Source organism: Fibrobacter sp. UWB2 (genome assembly GCF_002210425.1).
In the GTDB taxonomy this organism is placed as follows: Bacteria; Fibrobacterota; Fibrobacteria; order Fibrobacterales; family Fibrobacteraceae; genus Fibrobacter; species Fibrobacter elongatus.
In genome coordinates, this window is record NZ_MWQK01000001.1 from 761350 (window position 1) to 787043 (window position 25694).

Sequence of the window (25694 nt, forward strand, 5' to 3'; positions counted from 1 at the left end):
AGAGCTTAGTTAGCAGAACTTAGTTATTAGCATATTCTAAGTTCTAAGTTCTAAGCTCTAAGTTCTACAATCAACCATTACCTATTAAATATGTTCAAAGTTTTCGTAGATGGCGAAGCAGGTACCACTGGCCTGCAAATTTTCGAGAGACTTGCCAAGCGTAACGACCTGGAAATTCTCAAGATCAATCCAGAACTCCGCAAGGACGTGAACGAACGCCAGAAGATGATCAATGAATCTGACGTGACGTTCCTTTGCCTCCCGGACGCAGCGTCCATGGAAAGCGCCGCCCTCTGCACGAATCCGAACACGCGCATCATCGACGCCTCCACGGCTCATCGCGTGAACCCGGCTTGGACATACGGTATGCCGGAACTTTCGGCCGAACAACGCGAAGCGATTTCCAAGAGCAAGCGCATTGCAAACCCCGGTTGCCACGCCTCGGGATTTATCCTCGGCGTCCATCCGCTCGTTGCATCGGGAATCCTCCCGAAGAGCGCAAACCTTGCCGCTTACAGCATCACCGGTTACTCCGGCGGCGGCAAGAAGCTCATCGCCGAATACGAAGCCGAAGAAGCCCTCAGCCACAAGGCTGGTGAATCGAAGGCCATCATGGCACCCGCCCCGTACGCGCTCGCGCTCGCCCACAAGCACCTCCCCGAAATGAAGAAGTACTGCGGACTCGAAAACGTCCCGTTCTTCAATCCGGTGCTGGGCCCCTACTACAAGGGTATGGCCGTGACGGTCGCCATCTTCCCGAACATGCTTTCGAAGAAGGTCGGTCCGCAGGACTTGACCGAAATCCTCGCCAAGCATTACGAAGGTTCAAAGTTCGTGAAGGTCTTGCCGTACGAAGCCGCTCCGGTGCTCTTCAACGGCCGCTTGGACCCGACGGTCTGCAACGACACGAACAACGCCCGCATCCAGGTTTTCGGCAACGAAAACATCATGCAGGTCACGACGATCATCGACAACCTCGGTAAGGGTGCTAGCGGCGCCGCTATTCAGAACATGAATATCGCGCTCGGCCTCGACGAAACAATCGGATTGGTTTAATCCGCATTCGTCACCCATTAAATTTCAAAAAAACGCCAAAGCTCCATGAGTTTTGGCGTTTTTTGTTTTTGGAGGTGAAATTTGTACTCTATGAATTTCATCAAAAATTTCTAAATTTGGGCTATGTTCTTAGACGAAAAAAATATTGAAGTTCGCTCCGGCAGAGGCGGTGACGGCATCTGCAGTTTCCATCGTGAAAAGTTTGTACCCCTCGGCGGTCCCGATGGCGGTGATGGCGGTCGTGGCGGTCACGTGATTTTGCAGGTGAACGAGCAGTACACCACGCTCCTCGACATGGGCAACACGCACATTTACAAGGCAAAGAGCGGTCAGCCCGGTGGCGCAAAGCGCTGCTCCGGCGCATCTGCCGAAGATTTGATTATTAGCGTTCCGCGCGGCACAATCGTCAAGGACGAACAGGGTCACATCCTCACGGACTTGACCGAACCGGGCCAGAAGTGGATCGCGGCTCGCGGCGGCAAGGGCGGCATGGGCAACCAGCATTTCGCAACTCCGAAGGTGCAGGCTCCGCGCAAGTGCACTCCGGGTGAAAAGGGCGAAGTCCGCCAGCTGTTCCTCGAACTCAAGCTCATGGCAGACGTAGGTCTCGTGGGCTTCCCGAACGCAGGCAAGTCGAGCCTCGTGAACAAGATTTCTAGCGGACGCCCGAAGGTTGGCGACTATCCGTTTACAACGCTTGAACCGGTGCTCGGCATCGTCCAGGTGAACGGTCACAGCTTTGTGGTTGCCGATATTCCAGGTCTCTTGGAAGGCGCAAGCGAAGGCAAGGGCCTTGGCCACCAGTTCCTAAAGCACATCGAACGTACGCACACGTTACTCTTTGTGATTGACGGTTTTGCCGAAAACGCCTACGAGCAGTTCAAGGTTCTCAAGGAAGAGCTCAAGGCATTCCACCCGAAGCTTGCCGAAAAGAACTTTGTCGTAGCGCTCAACAAGAGCGACCTCGGCATCGAAAACGCCATCAAGGAATTCAAGAAGCACCGCCAGAAAGTGGTCATCACATCGGCTGTCACTGGCGAAGGTTGCGCTGAATTGCAGCAGGCTTTGGACGCTGCAGTGCCCCATATGCACAAAAAAAGCATCGGTTGGAGCAAAAAAGCGTAACGGTTGCTTAAAATTATTGTAAATTCTTTAATATGAAGGCGACTCAGTCCAACATAACTAAGAAGGAAATCGTTGATGAAATCGCTTCCCAGACTGGATTTACGCAAGTAAAAACCAAAGTCATCGTGGAAGAACTCATCGACGCTATTTCCAATTGCGTTATCGAGGGCAACAATATCGAGTTGCGTGGATTCGGTCGCTTCAAGAATAAACAGCGCAAGGAACGCCGCACCCGGAACCCCAAGACTGGCGAACTCGTGAACATCCCCGCCAAGGTGCGCCCGGTGTTTGAGCCCAGCAAGGACCTGATCGAAAAAATCAACAACGTTCCTTTCGACTTAGAAGAGGCTTTTGTCCCTAAAGATGATCAAGAAAGAATCTAGTACGCCCGTTATCCAGAACCGCAAGGCGAACCACCTCTATTTTGTAGATGAAACTTTTGAAGTGGGAATCATGCTCATCGGTTCGGAAGTCAAGTCTATCCGTAACGGCAAGTGCACTCTGGGCGAAGCGTGGATTGATATCGACGAAAACAAAGATGAACTCTGGCTCGTCGGTGCGCATATCGACGAATACCTTTTCGCAAACCGTTTCAACCATTTCCCTGCACGCAGGAGAAAGCTCCTCGCCCACACGCACGAAATCCAGAAGATGCGCAAGGCGAAGGAATTGAAGGGTTGCACGATCATCCCGCTGAAAATGTACTTTAAGAACCGTATTGCAAAACTCGAAGTAGGAATATGCCGAGGCAAGGATCAACACGACAAGCGACAGGACATTCTAGTCCGCGATGCCAAGATGGAAATGGCTCGCGCCGCCAAGGCTCATCGCTAATTTTAGCTTTACTGCTAGTCGCATGTAGCTTGGCCCTCGCTGCTACGGCAAGGGTCGATGTGGAGTCTGTCGCCCGCGAAATCAAGGGTTCGTTCCACTGGTATCCAGTACAAAAGACGTTCTCGATTGTTTCTGCGAAGGACACGCTCAAGTTCGCCGTTGGCATTCCGTACATGACGCGTAACGGTCGCACGATTGATTTGTCGGCAGCGCCGGAGCTCGATAACGGACACCTATGGATTGCGGAAAACGATGCCAAGAAGATTTCTAATAAAATTGAGGCAGCCAAGCCAGTTGCAAAGCCCGCCGAACAGAAACCTGCACAGCCAGTCGTTGTCAAACCAAAGGCTCCCAAACAAGAAATCGCAGGCACGCGCGAAGTCCGCACCATCGTGATTGACCCCGGACACGGAGGCAAGGACCCAGGCGCTTCGGGCAAGAAGTCCCAAGAAAAAGATATCGTTCTCGCCGTTGCAAAGCTCTTGCGCAAGAACCTCGCGGACGAAGGCTTCAACGTGAAGCTCACCCGCAGCAAGGACGTTTTCATTGAACTGCGCCAACGCGCAAACTTGGCAAACCAGTGGGATGGCGACCTCTTCATCAGCCTGCACTGCAACGCCATCGACGCAAGCGAAGAACGCAAGAAGATTATCCAGGGTTACCAGTTCTACGTGCTGCGCGCCCCGGAAAGCGAAGAAGACAAAGCGATAGCCCGTCGTGAAAACGCGGTTGCCACGCTCTACGGCGAAAAGAACGCCAAGGACGAACTTTCACCGCTGGAATGGTTCAAGCTTGAGGCTCGCCTCGAACAGTACAAACAAACTAGCTACCTCTTCACGGAGAAATTGCTAGACAGTTTTGATGGCGGAAAAATCAAGAAGATGAACACTGGCGTCGGCGGTGCGGGATTCATGGTTCTCGTAGGCGCAATGATGCCAGCCGTGCTCATTGAACTAGGCTTTATCAGCAACGAAGAAGACGAAGCTTACATGATGACCAAGGCTGGCCAGCAAGACCTTGCCGACCGCATCGCACAAGCCGTCAGCAAGTACAAGGACGCTGTCCACACCTACCGCGAAACGCTAGGTAGATAGCACCTTCATTTTTATTGTTCAATTTTAGCGGTATTGGCACTGATTTTTTCCCAACATTCCGCATAAATATCATTGTACATTTGCTGATAACGTTCTGTAGTTTCTGGTGAGCCCTCTTCGCAAGTTTTGGTCTTTGCAATAAAACCAGTAAACCAGTTTCTACTAACTATAGCCAATTCTCTACTATAGGAATAGCCATTTTCATCAGAAAAATAAGGCGTAAATTTTCCTTTCAAGGTTTTATTTTCGGTATCTATAAGAGTTTTTAAATAATCTTTTTGGGCTTCAGCCAATGCCGTGTTCTCATCTATATTCTTTACAACTCTTTCATACAAAGCTTTCTGCACATCGGCAAGAATATCGGTAAACAAAGCAAAGTCTTCTTGCTTGCAAGACTTGACTAAATCTTCAGGGAAAATCCCATGGGCTTCGTTATATTCTTGCTCGCTAGTATAGAAAAGATTTCCATCGATTTTGTAGCCACTCTTATAAGTGCGGGTATCAGAACATTTAACCATCGGAGCATCATAATACATCGTGGGATAACAACTAGGGCTGACGATACCATAAACAGGCGCCATTTCTTCAATATTACCACTGCACGACTGAAGCTTTTCTTCCCATTCCGTCAAAATTTTTTGAGACAATGAGGAATCTTTCCCTAAATACCTCTTATAATCATCGCAAGTAGGACTATACGAACGTTCTGGGCAATTGCTTTGTTTATATGTACTTTCTACACAAGTCACGGAAGGATCTCGAGCCAAGAGATACTTCACCGGTTCAGAAGAACTTGAAGATTCCGTCACGTCAGCACTTGAAGAGCTTTCGACATTCGAAGAACTCATCACAGCATCAGACGAACTAGTCGTGCCAACATCTGAAGAACTCGTATTTTCTTCAGCCAAAGAACTTGAAGACTCTTCAGGTAAAGCAGCTTCACTACTAGAACTATCCCCAAATGCATCCGCTGACGAATCCGGATTAGTAGATTGCATTACAGGAAATTGCGGGTTCGAATCACTGCCACAGCTTGCCCAAAAAAACGATGCGACAGTCAAACAGCTCAGGCGCCAAAACTTGCGAATATTCATAAAATTTCTCCTTTTACTCTCTAATATATAATTTATCATAAAAAGAGGTTTCAAAAAACATTCTGCTCAAATAAAAACGTTGACATTCCGTCAATAAGTACAACAAACACAAGCATCACTGCATACAAAAAAAAGAACTGTCACTTTCGCAACAGTTCACTCTAAAAAAATAACTAGATCCTTCGCCTTCGCTCAGGATGACGTAAGGCTACTTACGGATTTGCACGGAGTGCTTGTTTACTGCAGGGCGACCGAGCAAGTCAAAGTATTGGAACTTTTTAATGTTCACCGCCGCCGGTCGGATTTTTCGGATTCCAATCGTTTCTTCTTGAGGATACAGCGGGATAAAGAACATTTCTGTCAAGGTAGACGAATTTTCCTCAGTAAGATGAATTGTTTGGCCCAGAGCCTCGTAAGTAATCTTCACATATTTTTCATCATCAGGGTTGCCGATATGACAGACATTTGGATCTTTTTTATCCAAAAGTACTTTTATAAATTCTCCATTTTTGTACTCAACAAGAGTCTCTTCGTCTTTAAGATTTACATATCCATTAAGCGTGTCAACCTTCCCCGAATTAGATCTATAAAAAGCATAAGGATGCATATCATCAGCGACCTTCATATATTTGACCGTTCCGAAAAGTTCGCCATCGTTATTGATTACAAGCGTAATCATGCCATTCAAGGTATCCGCTTCCTGAGTATAATGGAAAACAGTTTTAACAGTATCTTTCGAATCCATCAAAACAAGACTATCCGGAAGAGAATTTCCAGGCGTGTAATAGTATTTCTTGGACCAAGGCTTTGAATCCGCACCCTCTGCAGGCGCCCTGTAAAGGCTGTCAAGAACGTAGTCTTCCGGGACATAATAATCCACCGGCTTGGTTTTGAAATAAGCCTCAAGACAGTTGATGGCATTCGCGTAAATGGAAAGTGCGGCAAGAGAAAAGAGAATTTTTTTGAACATAATTGTCTTTGTTGTTAAAATGTTAAATAAAATATAATTATTTTACAATAAAAAAAGAGAACCGTTGCCAAAGCAACAGTTCTCTTTTTGAAATGGAGATTCCCGCTCGGTGGCGGGAATGACGTGCAAGACAAGCCGCTCTTTCGTCTCTCCTCTGTAGCGAGCGACGCGAGCGTTCTCTCGTCTAATTATTCTGCGTCCATGTCAGCTTCGTCGATTTCGGCGTTGTGGTAGACTTCCTGAACGTCGTCGTGGTCTTCGAACTTGTCGATGAGCTTGAGGAGCTTGACAGCATCGTCGTGACCGAGCTTGACCGGGTCATTCGGAACGTAGCTGAGTTCTGCACTCATCATTTCGATACCAGCATTTTCGAGAGCCTTGGAAACGGCGTCGAAAGCTTCCGGAGAAGTGGAGATTTCATGAACGCCATCTTCGGTGCTCATGTCTTCTGCGCCAGCTTCGAGAACGAGGTCCATGATCTGGTCTTCCGGATACTTTTCAGCATCGACGACAATCACGCCCTTGTAGGTGAATGCCCAAGAAACGGAACCGGATTCGCCCATGGAACCGTTGTTCTTGTTGAAGATGTTACGGATTTCAGCAACCGTACGGACCTTGTTGTCGGTCATGCACTGCACCATGATAGCGATGCCTGCCGGGCCGCGTCCTTCGTACAGCGGTTCCGTCATTTCGGTACCGGAGTTAGCACCCGTACCCTTGGCAATAGCACTTTCGATGTTCTTGGTCGGCAAGCTCTGGCTCTTGGACTTGAGGATTGCAGCACGGAGACGCGGGTTAGCGTCAGGGTTGCCGCCGCCGAGCTTAGCAGCGATGGAGATTTCCTTGATCAGCTTGTTCCAAGCCTTGGCACGAGCGACGTCGGTTTTGGCTTTCTTGCGTTTGGTGGTGGCCCATTTGGAGTGACCGGACATAATTTACCTCTACTTGAGTTTTGTAATAAAATTTAATAACTATTTTCCATTCATCTTGCAGCGGCGTTTCTGCTTGGCTGTGAGCTTGCGACCCGTGCAATCAAGATCAACCTTCTTGGACTTGAGCTTGGTCTTTTCCGCTTTTTCACGAGCCCTGCGGTCTGCCTCTTCCTGAGCCTTGCGCTCGGCTTCGGCAGCCTTAGCCGCTTGGCGCTTCTGCTGCATATCGACAAGCTTAGTCTTGTCTATAGGAACAGCAGATGCCTTTGTAATTTCACGTTCGTACTTACCGCTCCAGATTCTACCGAGAAGTGAGCCAGACTGGAGAGCATCATCCAAAATGCTCTGGGCCCAGCTGTCATTTGCAGGCGGCAAAAGCTTGAACGACAAGTTGCGAATTCTAGTCGGTTCTTCGTCGTAATAAAGCATCATGTCGAAGAAGCCCACGTTGTATTCTTCGCCATCAGAACCGGCAGCAATCTTGTCCGGGATGTAGGCAAGCACAGCGTAAAGCGCTCTATCGAAAAGAGCCGTTATAAGGACATCAGAATCTCCACCGGGAGCCTGGACTTCACCTTCCGCAAGGAATGCCCACGGAGCCACATCGACTCGGAGCCTGAACTTGTGGAAACCCTTCTCAGCCTTTTTGAGCTTGATCAAGGCGCCAGAGAAAGCCTGGAATTCCGGCTTAATGGAGCCTTCCTGCGCGAACACCATGGCACACGCAAGGAAGATGACCGTTAGAAGTTTTTTCATTTCCCTAATCCAATTCGCTTAATTTATCCTTAGTTCTTGAAGAACAAAGCCTTGGCAGCTTCGAACATCGGATCCTTTTCATCCGGGTTACGGCATTCCGTATAAATACGGACCTTCGGTTCCGTACCGGACGGACGCACGAGCATCCAGGAATCGTCGTCGAAGATGACCTTTACGCCATCGAGCGTGAGGAGCTGCTTCACGGTCTTTTCGTTGTTACCGACCATGACCTTTGCACCCGGCTTAGCGATATCGGCGATAGCGTTGACCTTAGCCTTGAGCGGTTCGCCAACGAGGGACTTGTCGACTTCGAAACCAGAACGGGTCGGATAGAAACGGCCGTATTCTTCGTACAAAGCGTCGAGGTATTCGCCGAGGTTCTTGCCAGTCGTAGCGAGAATTTCGAGAGCGATGAGGAGGCCGAACTGAGCGTCCTTTTCGAGCGTGTTGTTGAGGCCGGAGATACCGTCAGATTCTTCGAATGCGACGAGAGCCTTCTGCTTGGCATTGCGAGAGAGCCACGGGCGGAAGTTCTTGAAGCCCACCGGAGTTTCCATGACAGGAACGCCGAGCTTTTCAGCAATGATGTTCACGAAGTTGGAAGTTGCAACGGACTTAGCCACGCAGCCCTGTTCCTTGCGCCAGGTTGCCATGTAGTGGAATGCGATTGCACCGAACTGGTTCATGTCGATTTCACGAGTGCCGTCGTAGAAACGGATACGGTCGCCATCCGGGTCAAAGATTGCACCGAGACGGAACCAGGACTTGCTTTCGTCGAGAACCTTGCGGACCTTTTCGAGGTTCTTGCTGGACGGTTCCGGAGCGATACCGCCGAACAAAGAATCGTCTTCGTTGCGGAGCGTGATGAGGCATTCCGGATTGTCGAGGAGAGCTGCCGGACGGCGGCGGGTAGAACCATGAACGTGGTCGCACACGAGCGTGAGGCGGCCCTTCTTGATGAATTCCTTAATGCGGTCGAACTTGATCGTGCCCTGCTTGACGAGGAATTCCTTGTAAATCTTGAGGGAGTCGATAATTTCCCAGTCAACCTTGGAGACCGGTTCGAACTTCCAGGTAGCCATCATTTCGTTAGAAAGCTTGGTGATGACGTTCGTGATTTCCGGACCTGCAGGACCGCCGTCTGCCGGGTTGAACTTGATGCCGTTGTAGTGGCTCGGGTTGTGACTCGGAGTCATGTTGATGGAGCAAGCAGCGCCGAGCATTTCGATTGCAGCGGAGAATTCCGGAGTCGGCATTTCGCCACCGTAGTAAACCTTCACGCCAGCCTTTGCAAACTGGTCTGCGACAGCTTCGCAGAATTCGTGACCGAGCAAGCGGTTGTCATGGCCAACGACCACGCCACGCTTCTGGAGTTCAGCAAAATCCTTGACACCCAGAGCAGCGAAGAGTTCCGGAGTTGCTTCCTTGTACAAACGCACAATAGCAGCACCGACAACCTGCAAGTTGCGGAGCGTGAATTCAGAACCGATTTCACCGCGCCAGCCGGAGGTACCAAAGCTGACCTTAGCCGGTTCCTGGGAGGTCAAAGCGACCTGCTTCACGGTTTCAACCAGGTTCATATCGGTAGCCGGGTTGAATTCGGGGGACTGAATCTTTTTCCAAATCTGGGTAATATTTTCCATAGCGGTTCCTTTGTAGTTTTAACGCGCAAAATTTAGAAAAAATCCAGTAGGAAGTAGGAAGTAGACTGTAGGAAGAAACGCCTAAAACAAGGGGTTACAATTCTTGTAAAAAAAAGACTCACTTTTATGTGAGCCTTGACTTTTACCTGTTTCTTAAATTGCAACGACTACTTCGATTTCAAAGCTTCAAGCCGAGCCTTCGCCTCAGCAATTTTCTCTGGGGGCAAGCCCATTGCCTGCATAACGCTTATAGCATCGGCATGACCTTCAGTTTTGCCTTCCGACTAGCCTTCAGCCTTTCCTTCAGTCTTACCCTTGAGAAAATTCTCAGCAATAACGGCATCGTATGCATGCATTTCGTCGAACATGAATTGCTCCATTTTTTTCAAAAGTTCAGGATCCGCATTGCTTACCCGCAGGCGATCCAAAGCATTCTTAAGAAGAGGGTATTCCGATTCGGGGACTTCAAGCGGGCCCCTTGAAATAAGCCTAAGCCAGAAATCTTCACGGGAGTTCACGCCCTTGCGAAGCTTCAAGAACTTAACCAAATCGACTATAATATATTTATTTTTCGGAAACAGCGGCAAGGCCTTCCCCGCCTTTACATCGTGCTTACTATAAAGCATCCACGTATCCTTATAAATCTGCGTTTTTGACGATGTACGGTTTTGTTGTATTATTTTCATTTGCCATTAGCATGTCCTTATAACGGTAAGGAACATCCCCTACCCGTTACATTAACACGCTTTTGACGCCTACGGCGTCCGCGGCTGCACTCGGTCATAGAAAAATGCAAGCATTTTTCTGCGACTCTCGTTTTGCACGCTTTTTTGCTCCGTTTGGCCCAAAACTTTTTTGAATTCGAGTAAAATGATTTTAACACAGACAACAAAACAATTTCGGATAAAGTTAATTTTTCAGCACTAAGCCGGGGCGTTACGGGCCGGCGACTGAGGGCCCGTTCGAGGGGGTGGAGAGCAACGAAGTGCGAACCAGGGGGATCCCTCCCCCACCAATCTTAACTAGATTGCCGCGTCGCTACGCTCCTCGCAATGACGTTTTTTCAAGCTACAGCTCTTGATTTACAAGCCTTTAATTTCGCCATATTTTTCACTCGTCTTTCGTCTCTAGTCTCTCGTCTATACTATATTTAGGTTACTATGCAAATTACAAACGCTTCTCAACTTACTGGTGTTTTCCCCGCGTTGTTCACCCCGCTCAAGAACGACGATCCTAAGAACCTTCGCAACTCCATCGACTACAAGAAGATGGGGCAGATGATTGACGATGTTATTGCAGCTGGTGCAAGTGGTGTGCTCCCCGCCGTGACGACGGGCCAGAGTGCAACGGTCTCTCCGCAGCAGCACTTGGATATCATTAAGTTCACGCTCGACTACGTTGACGGTCGCGTTCCTGTGATTGCAGGCGCAGGCTCCAACTGCACGCGCGAATCTATCGAGATGATCGAAAACGTTTTGAAGATTGCTCCGGTGGCGGTCCTCTGCGTCACTGGCTACTACAACAATCCGCCGCAGGAAGGCTTGCTCAAGCACTACCAGACGCTCAGTAGCGAAACGGGTGCAAAGATTGTTATTTACAACGTTCCGGGCCGTACCTCCAGCTATGTCCATCCGGACACCTTGATTGCTCTTGCCGAAGACAAGAACATCATCGGTCTCAAGCAGGCGGTTGAATTTGGTTTTGGCGAAAAGTTCCACGAAGACACGATGCGCGTCATCAAGGAAACAAAGGGCAAGGACTTCGCCGTGATGAGCGGTGAAGACGGTCTCTTTGCTGACCTCCTCGAAATGGGCGGCACGGGTATCGTGAGCGCAACGGGCAACATCCCGGAAGCTTGCAAGACTTTCGTTGACCTCTACAAGGCTTTCCAGGCTGACGACAAGGACAAGGCTCACAACTTGCAGAAGGCTGCTCGTGACTATATCGACGCCACGTTCTGCCGCAAGAACCCGATTCCTCTCGGAACGCTCTTCAACAGCCCGTTGTTCCAGCCGCTCGTAAGCGTGAAGGACACGGCTAACGGTGCTGACGCTGTTGCCCGCATCATGAAGCTCATCGACGAGAAGGCAACCAGCTTGAAGAAGTATCACGCCTAATAGGCAGTAGGAAGACTTTTTAACAGGAGAATCACAATGGCTAAGAATGAAAAATCCGTTACCGACTTGGTCTGCGAACACATCAAGAAGCAGAAGCTTCTCCCGATTCCGGTGCAGACTCTGAACGAAGAAGCCGAAGCTACTCGCTACTTCGGTGGCGACCTCAAGGAATTCTTGGCAGCAGCCAAGACTCTCGGCGCAAAGGGAATCTTCGTTGAAACACTTTATCTGGAAGACGACGAATTCTACTACGACAGCGGCATCGATGACGAAGAATACCTCGCCATGAACGGCGCTGACGGTAGCTGCACTTGCGGCTGCGGTGACAACTGCGACTGCAAGAAGGGCGACAAGAAGAAGTCCAAGAAGGCTGACGACGACAAGGTCGACGGCGTGTTCCTTGAACCGGAAGACCTCGACGGTCTTGACCTCTCCCTCCTCCGTCCGGAAATTGCAAAGTTCCTCGACCGTGTGGGCGAATGCTGCGGCGTGCGCTTGACGGTTCCGGGTGTGGACCACCTCGAAGTCGAAATCTTCGCTGACTGGTACGACGAATTCGCAGAACTCGTGGACGAAGCTTCGGAAATCATCGAAGAAGATCCGAACGGCGCTCTCGAACAGGTCGAAGCCATGTTCAAGGAAGCCGAAAAGGCTGCTAAGGAAGAAGACAAGAGCGTGAAGAAGATTTCGGCACATCCCCCGAAAAAATCTAAGAAGTAATCTTAAGTAATCTTCGACTTTAGACAAAGTATTGACGCGAGTTCCGTTTCGGGACTCGCGTTTTTTTGTGCGTGAGACGCGCGGCATTTCCCCCCAAAAAATCTCGTGGCATTTCCGACGCTTGCAGGCATCAAACGAAATTAATTCAATATGCAAAAACGCTCCCCGACGGGGAGCGTTTTTACAGTCTTTAGGAGGAGAGACTTATTACTTCACGGCGACGCGCTGCATAAAGTTGCCCTGCTTCACCATGTAGATGCCAGCGTTCTTGAAGTTAGCCTTCAGAACCTGGGCGACAGAGGCGCCAGCGTCGAGCTTCACAGTACCGAGGAAACGGCCCTGCATGTCGAACACCTGGAAGTTGCCGCTCTTGAGTTCCATCTTCGGGGCAGCAATGAGACCAATCGTCTGGCTGCTAGAAGATTCAACCTTTGCTTCGGAAGAGCTGGATTCCGGTTCCGGCTGCGGAAGCGGATGAGCCTTATCGGTCATCTTGAAGTAGGTCACGTCGAAGGATCCCGAGCCACCACCGGCTTCCACGAGCACCTTGGCTTCGTACATCTTCCCCATCTTCATGCCGAGTTCTTCCCACTTCTTCATGTGGGCAGTGATGTCGATATGGCCGCAAGAACGAGCACTCTTACGAACGCTGAAGTATTGCGGGAAGGTCTGCGTACCCTTAATGGAGGGCTGCTGGACACGGGTATTCTGCCAGATTTCGTAGGTGTCACCATCAACCGTAAATTCACCCTTTCTCTGGCCGAGGAGGTTTGCACCCGGCTTATTGAACCAGTCATCAACAATGTAGTATTCTACGAGCGGATCCACCGTCCAGCCATAGATACCGATGTAGTTGTAGCCACCAGCACTACCCTGCTTGCTCCACTTGTAGTAGGCATCGATAGGGCCAAGTTCTTCGTAAGTGTGCTTTTCATCATACTTGAAACCGACACGAGCAAGGAAGTCGTTGGTACCATTCCAGCTTGCCTTATAAGTACCGTTGTCGTAGAACGTCATGGAGTTGTTACCACCCTGATACCAAATTTCATAGTGGTACGGAGAGCTGCCGACGTTACCCGTCACGCTAGAGTTGTTCTGACCCTGAGTTCTCGTTTCTTTGCCTTCATGGCCCATAACGTCCTTGCAGGCGTCAATTTTACCAGAAACGTTGCCGTTACCCTTAGAGGAACTGGATTTCGGTGCATCCGTAGAAGAGCTAGACTTCACAGAAGAGGAAGAAACCGGATCAGAGCCGTTTTTCACATAGACCTTGGCATGCGGGAAGTCCATGTGACCACCGCGGACTTCGCCATTCACGTTACCAGCTTCACCAAGCACCTTGGCTTCGTAGAGCTTACCCATGGACATGCCCATCTTTTCCCACTGTCTCATGTGTTCGGAAATATTGATGGTACCGCAATCGCGCGGAGAGGTACGAACGCTGAAATACTGATAGAACGTCACGTTACCGCTGTTCTTAATAGCCGGACCTGTACGGGTATTGCGATAAACCGTATAAGTACCGCCGTCAACCGTAATGGTACCCTTTCTTTCGTTACCAATCCAGCTACCCGGCATGTCATTGGCGAGGGTGTTATCAATCACGTAGTATTCGACCAACTGGCTAGGCGTTCCAGAAACACCTTCCATCCAGCCATAGATACCGATATAAGAGTAACCCACATTCTGGGCACCGCTCTTCACAAGCTTGAACTCGGCAATCATATCACCACCAAGTTCCTTGTAGGTCTTGTTACTGCCGAGGGAAAGGCCCGCACGGCAAAGATAGTCCTTAGCACCAGTGATATTGCAGTCCATGGAACCGTCACTATAGAATGTAGCGCTACCACCATGGCCGTTTTCATCCCAAAGTTCGTAACCGATATCGCCGATTTTACCAGTTTGGTTCGAAGTAATCGTTACCTTTTGGCCGGAATGTTGCGCATTGCTGCAGAAATCCTGAGCAAAAGCTGTCGTCGCCATTCCCAAAGCCATTGCGAAAACAACGCTAGACTTGGTCACACTAAATGTTTTCATATGATACTCCTCACATTTTAGTTATGCTGAACATAATATATGAGTGACAGATGAAAAAAGACCGACATTAAACAAATGTTTGTTGTTTAGAAAAACAACGACAATAAGTTTACATTATAAGACCGCTCGGCTCTTTTGAAATACAAGACTCCGTACTCGCCTCGCTCTCGCCTTCACGACCCGTCAACACGGGTCGCTTCGGGCTCACGGATACGACCGCTCAGCATAAAAAAAGCCCCTTCCCGGGAACTCCAGAAAGAGGCTAAAACGACTTTTGGGAACAAAAGTTCCGCTTTTGTAAGGTTTATTGATTATTCTTCGGTTTCCGTCGGGCCGATTTCCTGCTTTTCAGCATCGTCCTTGACAACGGAATCGTCATCGACTTCTACGCCCTTAACCTTGTCGAAAGTTTCCTTGGCATCGGCGCTATCTTGTTCGATATCTTCGACGCTCGGGAGTGCAGTTGCATCCTTCACGACGTCGCCATCGCGCAGCGTAATTGCCTTGACGCCCTGGGCATTGCGGCCCGTGAGGCGGATATCGGCAGCCTTGATGCGGATGACCTGACCGTCCTTACTTGTGATGATCAAATCGTAATCGTCAGCAACGCTTTCGACGAACACGGCGGCACCAATCTTGTCTGTAACGTTCAAGTTGCGGACACCCTTGCTACCACGGCGGGTCACACGGTAAGAGCCCGGTTCAGAACGCTTGCCATAACCCTTTTCGGTGATGGTCAAGATCTTGTTGCCGGCCTTGAGCCACAGGAGCGAAATGACTTCGTCGCCTTCGGCGAGCGTAATGCCCTTCACGCCGTGCGTGCCACGACCCATAGCGCGGAAGCAGCTAATCGGGAACGTGACGGCCTGACCGTTCTTAGTCGCAATCATCAAAAGATCCTTCGGGATCGGGCGGTTGGCGAATTCTTCAGCATCGCCAGATTCAGATTCTTCGGCAATAGCGGCTTCGGCAGCCTGAGCTTCAGCGGCGTTTTCAACGGCTTCTGCGGAATCGTCGTCAGAAGCATTCTTGCTCGCTTCGTATTCTTCGGCAGACATGCCCACGAGCTGGACCTTGACCAATTCATCGTCTTCATCGAGGCTAATGGCATTGACGCCAGCCTTACGCGGACGGCTAAAGAGCGTGAGGTCCATCTTGTTGATGATACCCTTCTTGGTCGCAAACACGAGGCAGAAGTATCCACCGAACTTGCGCACCGGCACAATCGCCTGCACCTTTTCGCCTTCCGTGAGAGCGACAAAGTTCACAATCGGGCGGCCCTTGCCATTGCGGGCGCCTTCCGGCAAGCGGTAAACCTTCGTCCAGTAGACACGGCCCTTGTTCGTAAACACGAGCAAGTAGCTGTGCGTGCTAGCCGTGAAGATCTGTTCCACGTTGTCTTCGTCCTTGAGGCCTGCACCGATGATGCCTTTACCACCGCGGTTCTGAGCCTTGAACGTATCAATCGGGAGGCGACGGATGTAGCCTTCCTTACTGAGCGTGATGACCTGTTCTTCTTCGGCAATGAGGTCTTCATCATCGCTATCATCAATAGCTTCGCCAATCGTCGTACGGCGTTCATCGCCATACTTGGCCACAACGGCATCGAGCTTTTCGAGCATGATGGCAATGCGGCGTTCGCGTTTTTCCAAGATGTCCTTCAAGTCAGCAACTGTTGCAATGAGTTCGTTGTATTCGGCTTCCAACTTTTCAATGTTCAAGCCGACCAACTGAGCAAGGCGCATATCAACGATGGCCTGAGACTGGATTTCATCGAGCGAGAAGCGGTCCTGCAAGCTCTGCTTTGCAATTTCGGTCGTCTTGCTCTGGCGAATAATCTTCACGACTTCATCGATGTTCTGCGTTGCAATACGCAAGCCTTCAATGATATGGAGGCGAGCTGCAGCCTTCTTCAAGTCGAACTGCGTTGCACGCGTAATCACATCGAGGCGGTGGTCAATGTAGACCTGCAAAAGATCCTTGAGCGTAAGGAGCTTCGGGAGGTTATTGACGAGTGCCAAGTTGTAAATGCTGAACGTCGTCTGGAGCTGCGTGTACTTGAACAAGTTATTCAAGACAACTTCACCAACGGCATCACGGCGGAGTTCAATCACAATGCGGATGTCACGGCTCGATTCATCGCGGATGTCCGTAATGCCATCGATACGCTTGTCGCGGACGAGGTCTGCAATCTTCTTGCAGAGTTCGGCCTTGTTCACCATGTACGGGATTTCGGTGACGATGATGCGCGGTTTGCCCTTTGCATCCGTTTCAATTTCGGTACGGGCGCGCACACGCACACGGCCATGACCCGTGAGGTAAGCTTCGCGAATGCCAGAACGGCCACAGACAATAGCACCTGTCGGGAAGTCCGGGCCCTTCACATATTCCATGAGGTCTTCGCCAGTCAAGTCTGGATTTTCAGCCAAAGCATGGATAGCGGCACCGACTTCGCGCAAGTTGTGCGGAGCCATATTCGTCGCCATACCTACTGCAATACCCGATGTTCCGTTCACAATCATGTTCGGGAGCGCAGACGGGAGCACCAGCGGTTCTTCGAGCGATTCATCGTAGTTCGGGCCCATGTCGACCGTCTCTTTTTCGAGATCTTCGAGCATAAGGGCGCCAAGGTTGTTCATCTTCGCTTCGGTATAACGCATGGCAGCCGGGCTGTCACCATCAATAGAACCGAAGTTTCCCTGACCAAACACCAGCGGATAGCGCAACGAGAAATCCTGCGCCATACGGGCAAGAGTATCGTAAACAGCAACGTCACCATGCGGGTGGTACTTACCGATAACATCACCCACGATACGGGCGGACTTGACCGTTCCCTTGTTCGGAACCACGCCCAACTTGTGCATACTGTACATCACACGGCGGTGCACCGGCTTAAAGCCATCGCGGGCATCCGGCAATGCACGAGCGACAATAACGCTCATCGAGTAGCGAAGATAGCAGTCCTGCATGTCTTGTTCGACAAGACTCTTGAACTGCGATCCAGGTACCATTTCTTCAGACATTAGTTAACCTCAAATTAGTGGGAAGTAAAATCATCACTTCCCAGCATTTCACTTATCACTTCCAAACTTTCTTCATCGGTCTGGTCTATGCGGTGCGGTGTGATTGTCGCATAGCCCTTATCTAGCAAGTTGTCGTCCGAGCCCTCAGGAGCCATCGACCACAGCTTTTCACCATCCAAAAACCACAAGCCATCCTTGTGATCGTAGTGGTCGGTAAACATACCACGGTCCATCGTGCAAGCCTTAAATCCAAGGAATTCATCTTCCTTGATTTTCGGGAAATTCACATTCCAGAAGACACCCTTGGAAATTTTCTTGAACAGGTTCTCAGAAACAATCTTGCGTGCAAAATCAATCGCCACCTGCAACAGGTTGCCTTTCAATCCACGGAGAGAAAGCGCCACCGCAGGCACGCCCCAAAGGGCCGCTTCGCGAGCTCCGGCAACCGTCCCCGAATATAGCGACGACACACCGGAATTTTCGCCCACATTAACTCCCGAAAAACATACATCAAAGCCTTCGGGAACAATCGTGTTATCATTAAGGCCGTAATTGGCAAAATGCCCCACAGCAAACTTCACGCAGTCCGCAGGAGTGCCCGAGACCGAATAAACCTCGTACGGCAACTTCGCCTTCCCCGGGACAGATTCAACATGCTGGACGCGCAACCCGCGACGAATCGTAAAGGCGTGACCGACACCACTCTGTTCGTCTTCAGGCGCAAAAACATAGACATCGGAAACCTCGCTCAAAGCAAGAGCGAGAGCATGCAGATTGACACTACCAACGCCATCGTCGTTAGTGATCAATACCCTAGTTTTCCGTAATTGTTCCATTTATATGCAATTTAGAAAAATGGGTGACAAAATTGTTTCAAAATCCTTAAAAACACGCGAAAAAAGCCACTTTCGGCTACATTTTCCCGTCCAAAGCATTTAGCAGGGAATCAAGGCGCAAAGTGAGCTTTTTAGCCCCCAGACAGCACAGGTGGTCGTAATCATTTGCCACCCTCCCCACATAGTCATGACTGCCCATTTTGTTTTCATCCATCAGCACAAAATTCTTGTCCGTTTCAGCCAATTCTTCAAGCCGTTTCAAGAGCATCTCTGCAGTCGAGCGACGCATGCCATGCCGCCCATAACTCCCCGTATTTCGGTAATACGGACTAATCGGGAAAACCACCCCCACGACAACGACATTCTGCCTTTTAGCAATTTCCAATATTCGCGAAAGTTCCGAAAAATTCGATTCATAGCGAGCCCCGTCATCGTACGCCGTGCTATCCTCCAAAATTTCAACAACCCCTTTGCCATCAGACGCCCAATCTTCCACGCAAGCTATAGACAGCCATCCGCGACTATCACACATCTGCTTATATTCACGATCTTCATCGGCCAACTTCGATTTTGCAATTTCCATGACACGGTTTACAAACAAGCTATCTACGCCATCACGCCAAAACTGATGATGCATATCGTACTGAAATCCAGCCGCATCTCCAAAATTCACCTGAATGGCGTCCATCGAGTCGCATTCGTTCCAAAGATCAAAATCCATTCCTATCACTAGATATTTCAGTTCCTTTGCATGTAACGAGACATAGTTTTCATAAAGGTATTCCATGCAATGCAAATCACACGGGACTGTAGACAAGTTAATAGCAAAGTGTTGTAACATTTCTGGATTAATGCCAGACATCGTATGAGAATTGCCCATGCAGACAACTTCCGCAGAATCGCGATACTCCCACAAAAGTGAAATTTTTTGAGCAAGGATATGCGTATACTGGCCTTCGTTGGCATAATAAGCGCCTAGGCTATCATAATTCCACGAATACGATTTTGTCGATTGAGAAGAAACCGGCTCAGAATCCGAGCAACCGGAAACAAGCAAAAGCAAGAACATCACCAAACCAACAAAGAACTTCATACTCGCAAAATATATTTTTCTATCATTATATGCATGTACACGGAACCTAAATTTTTAGCAATGAAAGAGCCCTCCAAGTTCAAGAGGCTCGCTGAACTTTTAAGAGTCATTATTTTGCAATTAGGCGATGACGTACCACGCGCCCGCCGTGAGTTCGAGGCCTACACCGAATGGCTCCACCTGCCCGAATCCGAGCGATTGACAGGTAAGAACCAAGCGCAAATGATTGACCTCTACAAGACTTTCCGCACCCGTGCAGGGCTTGGCTTTGAACGAGACGTGTACTTGGAACAAGAACCGGGCGACCGCGAAGTCGCGAACGAAAAGCCGATTCAATTTGCAGTACTCGTGCACAATTTGCGAAGCGCATTCAACGTAGGTTCCATCATCCGCAGCACCGACTGCTTTGGACTCGAAGGCGTACACCTCAGCGGCTACAGCTGTAGCCCCGACCACGTGACCGTCAAAAGCGCCGCCCGCGGCTGCCAGGAATGGATTCCCATCAAGCGCTGGGACAGCCCCTTCGATTGCATCAAGTGGCACAAGGAAAACGGCTACGAAATCATCGCCCTTGAAACCGGCGAAGACATCCCGAGCATCAACAACGTAAAATGGCCCGAAAAAGGCCTCATCGTTCTCGGCAATGAAGAACTCGGCATCGCCCCGGAAATCATGGCCGAAGCAACCATGAAAGTCACCATCCCGATGGCAGGCCGCAAAGCAAGCATGAACGTCGCCGGCGCATTTGCCATCATGGCATTCTGCCTCCGCAGTAACGCAAAGTAACAGACAAGGAAAAAAACTTATGGGTGGTTAAGGTTGGTGAGCCAGCCGCCCCCCCCCCCTTTGTTTTATATGTCGCAATTTTTGTTTTATATAATTCAAATTTTTAAAAAGATAAAGTCCAAAAACTTACATTTTTATTTATTTTAAAGATTTTTGTTTTATACCCATTGTCTTTTTCATTCATTTACTTTATCTTTGGGGTATGCTCAAATCCGTAATCGAATACCAGGACTATCACCAGTATATCCTGGACTACTACACCGAACGGAAGCGTTGTTCCGCTTTCACGTGGAGAGAATTTGCAAAGATTGCCGGATTTGCATCGGGTTCTTATCTCAAACTCGTGAGCGACCACAAAACACGTCTTGTCCAAGAAGGCGCACGGAAAACAGCAATCGCCATGGGATTACTCGGCTATGAATACGACTACTTTATGCTGCTCGTGCAATATGAAAACGCCAAAAACGACCAGCAGAAAAAGAAATGCTTCGAAACCATGCAAGAAATCACATCGGCGCACAAAATCAAGTTGCTCGGCAGCGAATCGTACGCTTATTACGAATCTTGGCTCCATTCCGTAGTCCGCGAACTCGCCCCTAACATGCCTGGAGCAAAGCCGCTCGAAATCGCGAAAGCCATCCGCATCCCAGTCACTGCCGCCGAAATCAACGACAGCTTAAACTTTCTTTTAAAGAACAAATTTTTGACCGTTGACGAAAACGGCAACTACCATCAAAGTGACAAACTAATTTCAACGGGGCGCTTAGACTTTGTCTCTATCCCCGTTCATTCGCTGATACGGCAAATGGGCGAATTTGCCTTGCAAGCATTCGATGACCTCCCCATCTCGGAAAGATTCTTTAGCGGCCTCACGATGGGCGTCACCGAAAAGAGCTATAACAAGGTCATCGAAGAACTGAAGGAATGCCGCCGTAAAATTTTCACCGCCGTCTCTGCCGAAGACGAAGCCGAAAAAGTTTGCAGGCTGAACATTCAGCTATTCCCTTTAACAAAGAGCATCAAGAAACGCGTCAGCGAAAATCCCAAGCAAGCCGACGAAAACGCCGAAACAACTAAGGGCAACGAGGTTTGATCATGAAGTATTTTTCCTTAAAATTTTTAAGCAGTTTGACTCTTATCGCAAGTATTTGTGCTTGCGTTGATCGCAATGTTGCAGGCGGCATCAGCGAAGAAACCGAAGGCGTTGTCGCCATCACAGACAAGACTATCGCTGGCGTTTCGCAGAAAGGGCCGTTCGCCAAAGGCTCCAATGTCTACCTCAAAGAAACGAAGGATGACGGAAGCCTGACCCCCACGGGCAAGGAATTCTACGCCACCATTCGAAACAACAAAGGCCAATTCAAGATTGAAAATATCAATCTCGAAAGCCAATACGCGCTATTGACCGTCGAAGGCTACTATACCAGAGAATCTACGAATATGTTCTCAAGCTGCGCCATTTCGCTGAACGCAGCCACCGACTTAAGCAAGCGCAATTCCACGAACATCAACCTGCTCACGCATTTTGAATACCAGCGCATTTTGAATCTCGTCAAAGCCGGAGCCTCGTTCACCAACGCAAAAGCCCAAGCCGAAAAAGAAATTTTCGCAGCATTCGGCTACGAAAAACCAGATCGAACCGCCGAAGACCTTGACATTACAGGAGAAAGCGAAGAAGACCGGATTCTAAAAAACATCAGTGCCATGGTTGACAAGAACTTCCATACAGAATACAACATAACCCCTTGCGAAGAAGTTCGGGATGTCATCGATAGCATGGCACGCAACTTTGCCGATGACGGCACGTTTACCCAAGACTTAACAGCCAAAATAGCCGCATACACGTACGCCTATCAACAAGCCTACCAAAGCAAAGATACAAGCAACATTCTAAGCCGATATTTGAACCAATACGAAGGCATCACTTGCACACAAGACAAAGCAGGCGAACGTCACAGATTGCAAAAAACATTGTCCATAGCGAAAACAGAGCATTTCATCTATTCCGACACGAGCAACAAAGCAACCATCACCTCAAAAAAATACGACTACGTCTATGCCATTTGTACAAGCAACGACTGGCAACTAAGAACAAAAGAAGATTACGAAGACACCTCGAATGCAATCGAACATCAAGTAGGCTCCGTGACAGATTCCCGAGACGGCAAGACCTATAAAACAACAAGCGTTACCATCGCTGGAAAAACATACGAATGGATGGCCGAGAACCTCAAATACGCAGGCACAAGTGCAAGCAACGTTGAAGACAACCAGAAAGGCATATATACTTGGACAGAGGCCATCGCGCAAAGCAACAGTAAAATATACAGTCAATTTGGGAAGGATTCCATCTATCAAGGCATTTGTCCCGAAAACTGGCACATTCCAACCTCGCTAGAATGGAAAGCGCTTATAGAACACGTTGGTTCGCCAAGCATGCTGTACAGCAAAAACTGGGATAAATTTTACTTTACGGGAAAACCATTAAATGACATCATAGAATTCGGTGCAGAGCCCACATTCTTTGATTGGATTGTACCAGAAACCCCATCATTTACACCATACGCCCACTTTATCGCATACTCCTTAGACATAAGCGTCTACACACAATCAACCAATGTGCAAAGCGGCCTATACAATCTAGACTACAGCGGCGACTATATCATTGATAACGAGCCTCTTAAAACATCTGTTTTTTATTCAGTCCTTCTAGGTTCTACACCGCGTCTCACCGAAAAATCTGACATCCGGCCACCCTATCTTATAGTATCTGGCGAGACTTATAACGAATACAACTATCTCAAATCCATGAGCGAACATGTACCAGAACCACAATGGACAAACGAATACTCATGGAATACGATCTATAAAATATTCAAGTCAAACGCATTGAATCTTAAAGTCAATGTCCGTTGCGTTAAAGATTAAGGAGGATATATGTTCATCAAACCGTTCAACAGATTCTTTTGGGTATGTTCATCACTCGTCGTATGTCTATTGATGTCAGCATGCTCTAGCGAAAATCCTGCTCCAGTCGCACCCAACTCAACAGAATCCAATCTAGATACACCGCCCCAACCAAGCGATAGCACAGAACCTTGCAATGACGAAGTTATCCTATCCGGAACCATCTCGGGCGTTTCACAAAAAGGGCCATTCATCAAAGGTTCTACAGTTAAGCTCTACGAACTTGACGAGAAGCTCCATCAAACCGGAGTCCATTACTCAACAACCATCGACAATGACGAAGGTTTATACCACATTGATAGCGTCGTACTTACCAAGCCTTACGCCTGGATGGTCGTCAACGGCTATTTCCTAGACGAATATACCGGGAAAAAATCCTCAAAAGAAATCACGTTAAATGGACTTGTCAAAGTTGAAAAAGGCAAAGACATTAACATCAACGTTTTGAGCCATTTAGCATTCAACCGTATCAACTACTTGGTACAGCAAGGTTTAAGCATTGCAGAAGCACAAAAGCAAGCCGAAGCCGAAGTCCTGAAAGCATTTGACTTGGATGCCGATGAAACATCATTTGAAGACATGAACATATTCGCAGGCGGCGAAGGAGACGCAAAGCTACTCGCAATTTCGCTGATTCTTCTCAACCCTCAAAACACTCTAGAAAATTGGGCCAACGAAGAATACACAAAACAAGACAACGATATTGCCCAAGCCATCGACCTCATGGCTCAAATCACATACGATTTGGAATCAGATGGAACATGGGATAATTCAGGAGAAGGATATACTTATGACATGACACTAAAGACTTGGCTAAAAGAAAACACATTAAAATCCGCTACTAACGGAACTTTTACAGCAGTCAGAAAGAATATGAAATCCATGACGACCAAGTCCATTCCAGATTTTGAAAAGTACATCAAAAAATTTATTTCACCTGACACCATATGGGGTTCATGTTCTAAAGAGTACGAAATACAAAAAGATTACAACGACAATCGCTATATCTGTCAAGATTCTGTTTGGATACGTTACTATGGTTTTAGAGACGTCGGAGATCCCGTAGTTGACACAACCGACAAATATGGAACTATGACAGATTCCCGTGACGGAAAGAAATACAAGACAGTCTCTATACTCTCGGCTATTGGTGATTCCGTGACTTGGATGGCAAACTCGCTTGAATATGAAGCACCAGACATTGAAGGAAAAATTTGCGAGCATGGAAAAGGCTGCTGGTATATGCTGAACGACATTGCGCCACAAAATTATCCACAAGGCATTTGTCCTGAAAATTGGCACATTCCCCAAAAAAGTGAATGGTCCAACATGCTCTATGCTATAGAAAACGATTATCAATATGGTGAATTGTTATTCGCCAACGGCATTGGCTTTTACGATTACGATGAACATTCACATTCTAACCTCTATTTTATGTGGTTGGATTACGACGAGCAATTGTTGAGGGCATTTTTCAGAGACGGTTCAGATGATCAATACGGAGCAGGCATCACCCATGACCCAGCAAGAATCCGCTGCGTCAAAGACTACAGCGAACCCAAACTTACAATCGACACCACAAGATACGCGTCATTAACCGACGAAAGAGACGGACACGTCTATAAGACTCTTGAAGTCAAATACCCAGACGGAACGACAGCCACATGGATGGCAACCCTCCTAGAATACGAAGCACCCGCAACTTCAGACACTAACGTTCAAAACATACCGGGATTGGGACGCACCTATGATTACAAGCAAATTTTAAACAAGCCTGACGATGCAGATACAACCGAATTGTACCCGATACTTTTTGCCGCCGAAAATGGAGAAAAAGTCCAAGGAATTTGCCCCGATGATTGGCATATTCCAAACTATCAAGAATGGAATAAACTAATAAAAGAAGCTACAGAGGAAGACAGAGAATTACTAGCCCACCCACAAAAAATTTTCAACAAACAGACAAATACTTATGAAATTCCTAAGGGCTACAACTACAGTTTCAACATTACAGGCAGCTGGTATCGCGAGCAAGAATGGACCATTGCAATGGACCATTTCCATGTATACCATTCAACTGTAGTGACTCCACCATTTGGATATACCGACGTCAGCACAGGAACAACAAACAAGAGTAGCAACTTTATGTACAATCTACTCCCTGGAGAATTCGTTCTCCGTTGCGTCAAGGATTAATATTGAGACAATACTAAAACTGCATAAAGCAAATGGGAGAATTTGCATTGCAGGCATTCGACGACCTCCCCATCTCGGAAAGGTTCTTTAGCGGCCTCACCATGGGCGTTACCGAAAAAAGTTACAACCAAGTCATGGAAGAACTGAAAGAGTGTCGTCGAAAAATTTTCGCAATTGTCTCTGCCGAAGACGAAGTCGAAAAAATTTGCAGACTCAACGTGCAACTGTTCCCTTTAACAAAGACAATTAAGAAGCAACCTACAGAAGATCCGTCGAGCAGCGAGGTTTGATTATGAAGTCTTTTTCCTTAAAACTTTTTAATGCACTTGCAATTATCGCAAGCATTTGCGCCTGTGTTGATCGCAATGTTGCAGGCGGCATCAGCGAAGAAACCGAAGGCGTTGTCGCCATCACA

22 protein-coding genes are annotated in these 25694 nt (G+C 48.5%); 12 read left to right on the forward strand and 10 right to left on the reverse strand.

Going from position 1 to position 25694, the window contains the following annotated elements; translation table 11 throughout:
- Positions 1-90 precede the first annotated feature (90 nt).
- From argC to B7982_RS03275, 5 genes are all read left to right on the forward strand, one after another.
- On the forward strand, positions 91-1056 hold the full coding sequence (gene argC, locus B7982_RS03255; RefSeq protein WP_088659514.1) for an N-acetyl-gamma-glutamyl-phosphate reductase: 966 nt from the start codon (positions 91-93) through the stop codon (positions 1054-1056).
- A 123-nt stretch (positions 1057-1179) separates the two neighbouring features.
- Entirely contained in the window at positions 1180-2181 is a 1002-nt protein-coding gene (obgE, locus tag B7982_RS03260; protein WP_012820189.1) for a GTPase ObgE, read from the forward strand.
- A gap of 32 nt (positions 2182-2213) precedes the next feature.
- Positions 2214-2564: an HU family DNA-binding protein gene (locus tag B7982_RS03265; RefSeq protein WP_012820190.1), complete on the forward strand. Its 351-nt coding sequence runs from the start codon at positions 2214-2216 to the stop codon at positions 2562-2564.
- Positions 2545-3015 carry an SsrA-binding protein SmpB gene (gene smpB, locus B7982_RS03270; protein ID WP_012820191.1) on the forward strand — a complete coding sequence of 157 codons (471 nt, stop codon included), beginning with the start codon at positions 2545-2547 and terminating at the stop codon, positions 3013-3015. Before B7982_RS03265 ends, smpB begins: the two co-directional genes overlap by 20 nt.
- A 29-nt stretch (positions 3016-3044) precedes the next feature.
- Positions 3045-4109, forward strand: a complete 1065-nt coding sequence (locus B7982_RS03275) for an N-acetylmuramoyl-L-alanine amidase (RefSeq protein WP_088659515.1) — start codon at positions 3045-3047, stop codon at positions 4107-4109.
- A gap of 11 nt (positions 4110-4120) precedes the next feature.
- On the opposite strand, the gene B7982_RS14755 is transcribed toward B7982_RS03275, so the two are convergent.
- The 6 genes from B7982_RS14755 to B7982_RS03305 form a co-directional block, all read right to left on the reverse strand.
- Entirely contained in the window at positions 4121-5203 is a 1083-nt protein-coding gene (locus B7982_RS14755) for a hypothetical protein (protein WP_144065911.1), read from the reverse strand.
- A 208-nt stretch (positions 5204-5411) separates the two neighbouring features.
- Entirely contained in the window at positions 5412-6173 is a 762-nt protein-coding gene (locus tag B7982_RS03285) for a hypothetical protein (RefSeq protein WP_088659517.1), read from the reverse strand.
- A 188-nt stretch (positions 6174-6361) separates the two neighbouring features.
- The gene (locus tag B7982_RS03290; protein ID WP_073424666.1) at positions 6362-7105 is read right to left on the reverse strand and encodes a YebC/PmpR family DNA-binding transcriptional regulator; all 744 of its coding nucleotides are present in this window, start codon (positions 7103-7105) and stop codon (positions 6362-6364) included.
- Between the two features lie 39 nt (positions 7106-7144).
- Positions 7145-7861 carry a hypothetical protein gene (locus tag B7982_RS03295; protein ID WP_088659518.1) on the reverse strand — a complete coding sequence of 239 codons (717 nt, stop codon included), beginning with the start codon at positions 7859-7861 and terminating at the stop codon, positions 7145-7147.
- 29 nt (positions 7862-7890) lie between these two features.
- The gene (locus B7982_RS03300) at positions 7891-9504 is read right to left on the reverse strand and encodes a phosphomannomutase (RefSeq protein WP_088630356.1); all 1614 of its coding nucleotides are present in this window, start codon (positions 9502-9504) and stop codon (positions 7891-7893) included.
- Positions 9505-9788: 284 nt separating this feature from the next.
- On the reverse strand, positions 9789-10130 hold the full coding sequence (locus tag B7982_RS03305; RefSeq protein WP_233138338.1) for a hypothetical protein: 342 nt from the start codon (positions 10128-10130) through the stop codon (positions 9789-9791).
- A gap of 534 nt (positions 10131-10664) precedes the next feature.
- Here B7982_RS03305 and B7982_RS03310 point away from each other — a divergent pair.
- On the forward strand, positions 10665-11621 hold the full coding sequence (locus B7982_RS03310) for a dihydrodipicolinate synthase family protein (protein ID WP_088659519.1): 957 nt from the start codon (positions 10665-10667) through the stop codon (positions 11619-11621).
- A gap of 36 nt (positions 11622-11657) precedes the next feature.
- Positions 11658-12341 (forward strand): hypothetical protein, encoded by a 684-nt coding sequence (locus B7982_RS03315; RefSeq protein WP_088659520.1) that lies wholly within the window; start codon positions 11658-11660, stop codon positions 12339-12341.
- Between the two features lie 207 nt (positions 12342-12548).
- Here the strand turns inward: B7982_RS03315 and B7982_RS03320 are convergent, their stop codons facing one another.
- From B7982_RS03320 to B7982_RS03335, 4 genes are all read right to left on the reverse strand, one after another.
- Positions 12549-14378, reverse strand: a complete 1830-nt coding sequence (locus B7982_RS03320; RefSeq protein WP_088659521.1) for a glycoside hydrolase family 11 protein — start codon at positions 14376-14378, stop codon at positions 12549-12551.
- Between the two features lie 311 nt (positions 14379-14689).
- Positions 14690-17401, reverse strand: coding sequence for a DNA gyrase subunit A (gene gyrA / locus B7982_RS03325; RefSeq protein ID WP_088659522.1), 2712 nt, complete (start codon positions 17399-17401; stop codon positions 14690-14692).
- A gap of 14 nt (positions 17402-17415) precedes the next feature.
- Entirely contained in the window at positions 17416-18210 is a 795-nt protein-coding gene (surE, locus tag B7982_RS03330; RefSeq protein WP_233138339.1) for a 5'/3'-nucleotidase SurE, read from the reverse strand.
- 103 nt (positions 18211-18313) lie between these two features.
- On the reverse strand, positions 18314-19330 hold the full coding sequence (locus B7982_RS03335; protein WP_088659523.1) for a hypothetical protein: 1017 nt from the start codon (positions 19328-19330) through the stop codon (positions 18314-18316).
- A gap of 60 nt (positions 19331-19390) precedes the next feature.
- Between B7982_RS03335 and B7982_RS03340 the strand changes: the two genes are divergently transcribed.
- From B7982_RS03340 to B7982_RS03360, 5 genes are all read left to right on the forward strand, one after another.
- Positions 19391-20116 carry a TrmH family RNA methyltransferase gene (locus tag B7982_RS03340; protein ID WP_233138340.1) on the forward strand — a complete coding sequence of 242 codons (726 nt, stop codon included), beginning with the start codon at positions 19391-19393 and terminating at the stop codon, positions 20114-20116.
- A gap of 202 nt (positions 20117-20318) precedes the next feature.
- Positions 20319-21209 (forward strand): TIGR02147 family protein, encoded by an 891-nt coding sequence (locus B7982_RS03345; protein WP_088659525.1) that lies wholly within the window; start codon positions 20319-20321, stop codon positions 21207-21209.
- A 2-nt stretch (positions 21210-21211) separates the two neighbouring features.
- Complete coding sequence (locus tag B7982_RS03350) at positions 21212-23044, forward strand: FISUMP domain-containing protein (protein ID WP_088659526.1); 1833 nt, start codon at positions 21212-21214, stop codon at positions 23042-23044.
- 9 nt (positions 23045-23053) lie between these two features.
- A complete protein-coding gene (locus tag B7982_RS03355) occupies positions 23054-25279 on the forward strand; it encodes an FISUMP domain-containing protein (RefSeq protein ID WP_088659527.1) in 2226 nt (741 codons plus the stop codon).
- Between the two features lie 32 nt (positions 25280-25311).
- Complete coding sequence (locus tag B7982_RS03360; RefSeq protein ID WP_088659528.1) at positions 25312-25569, forward strand: TIGR02147 family protein; 258 nt, start codon at positions 25312-25314, stop codon at positions 25567-25569.
- Positions 25570-25694: the final 125 nt, after the last annotated feature.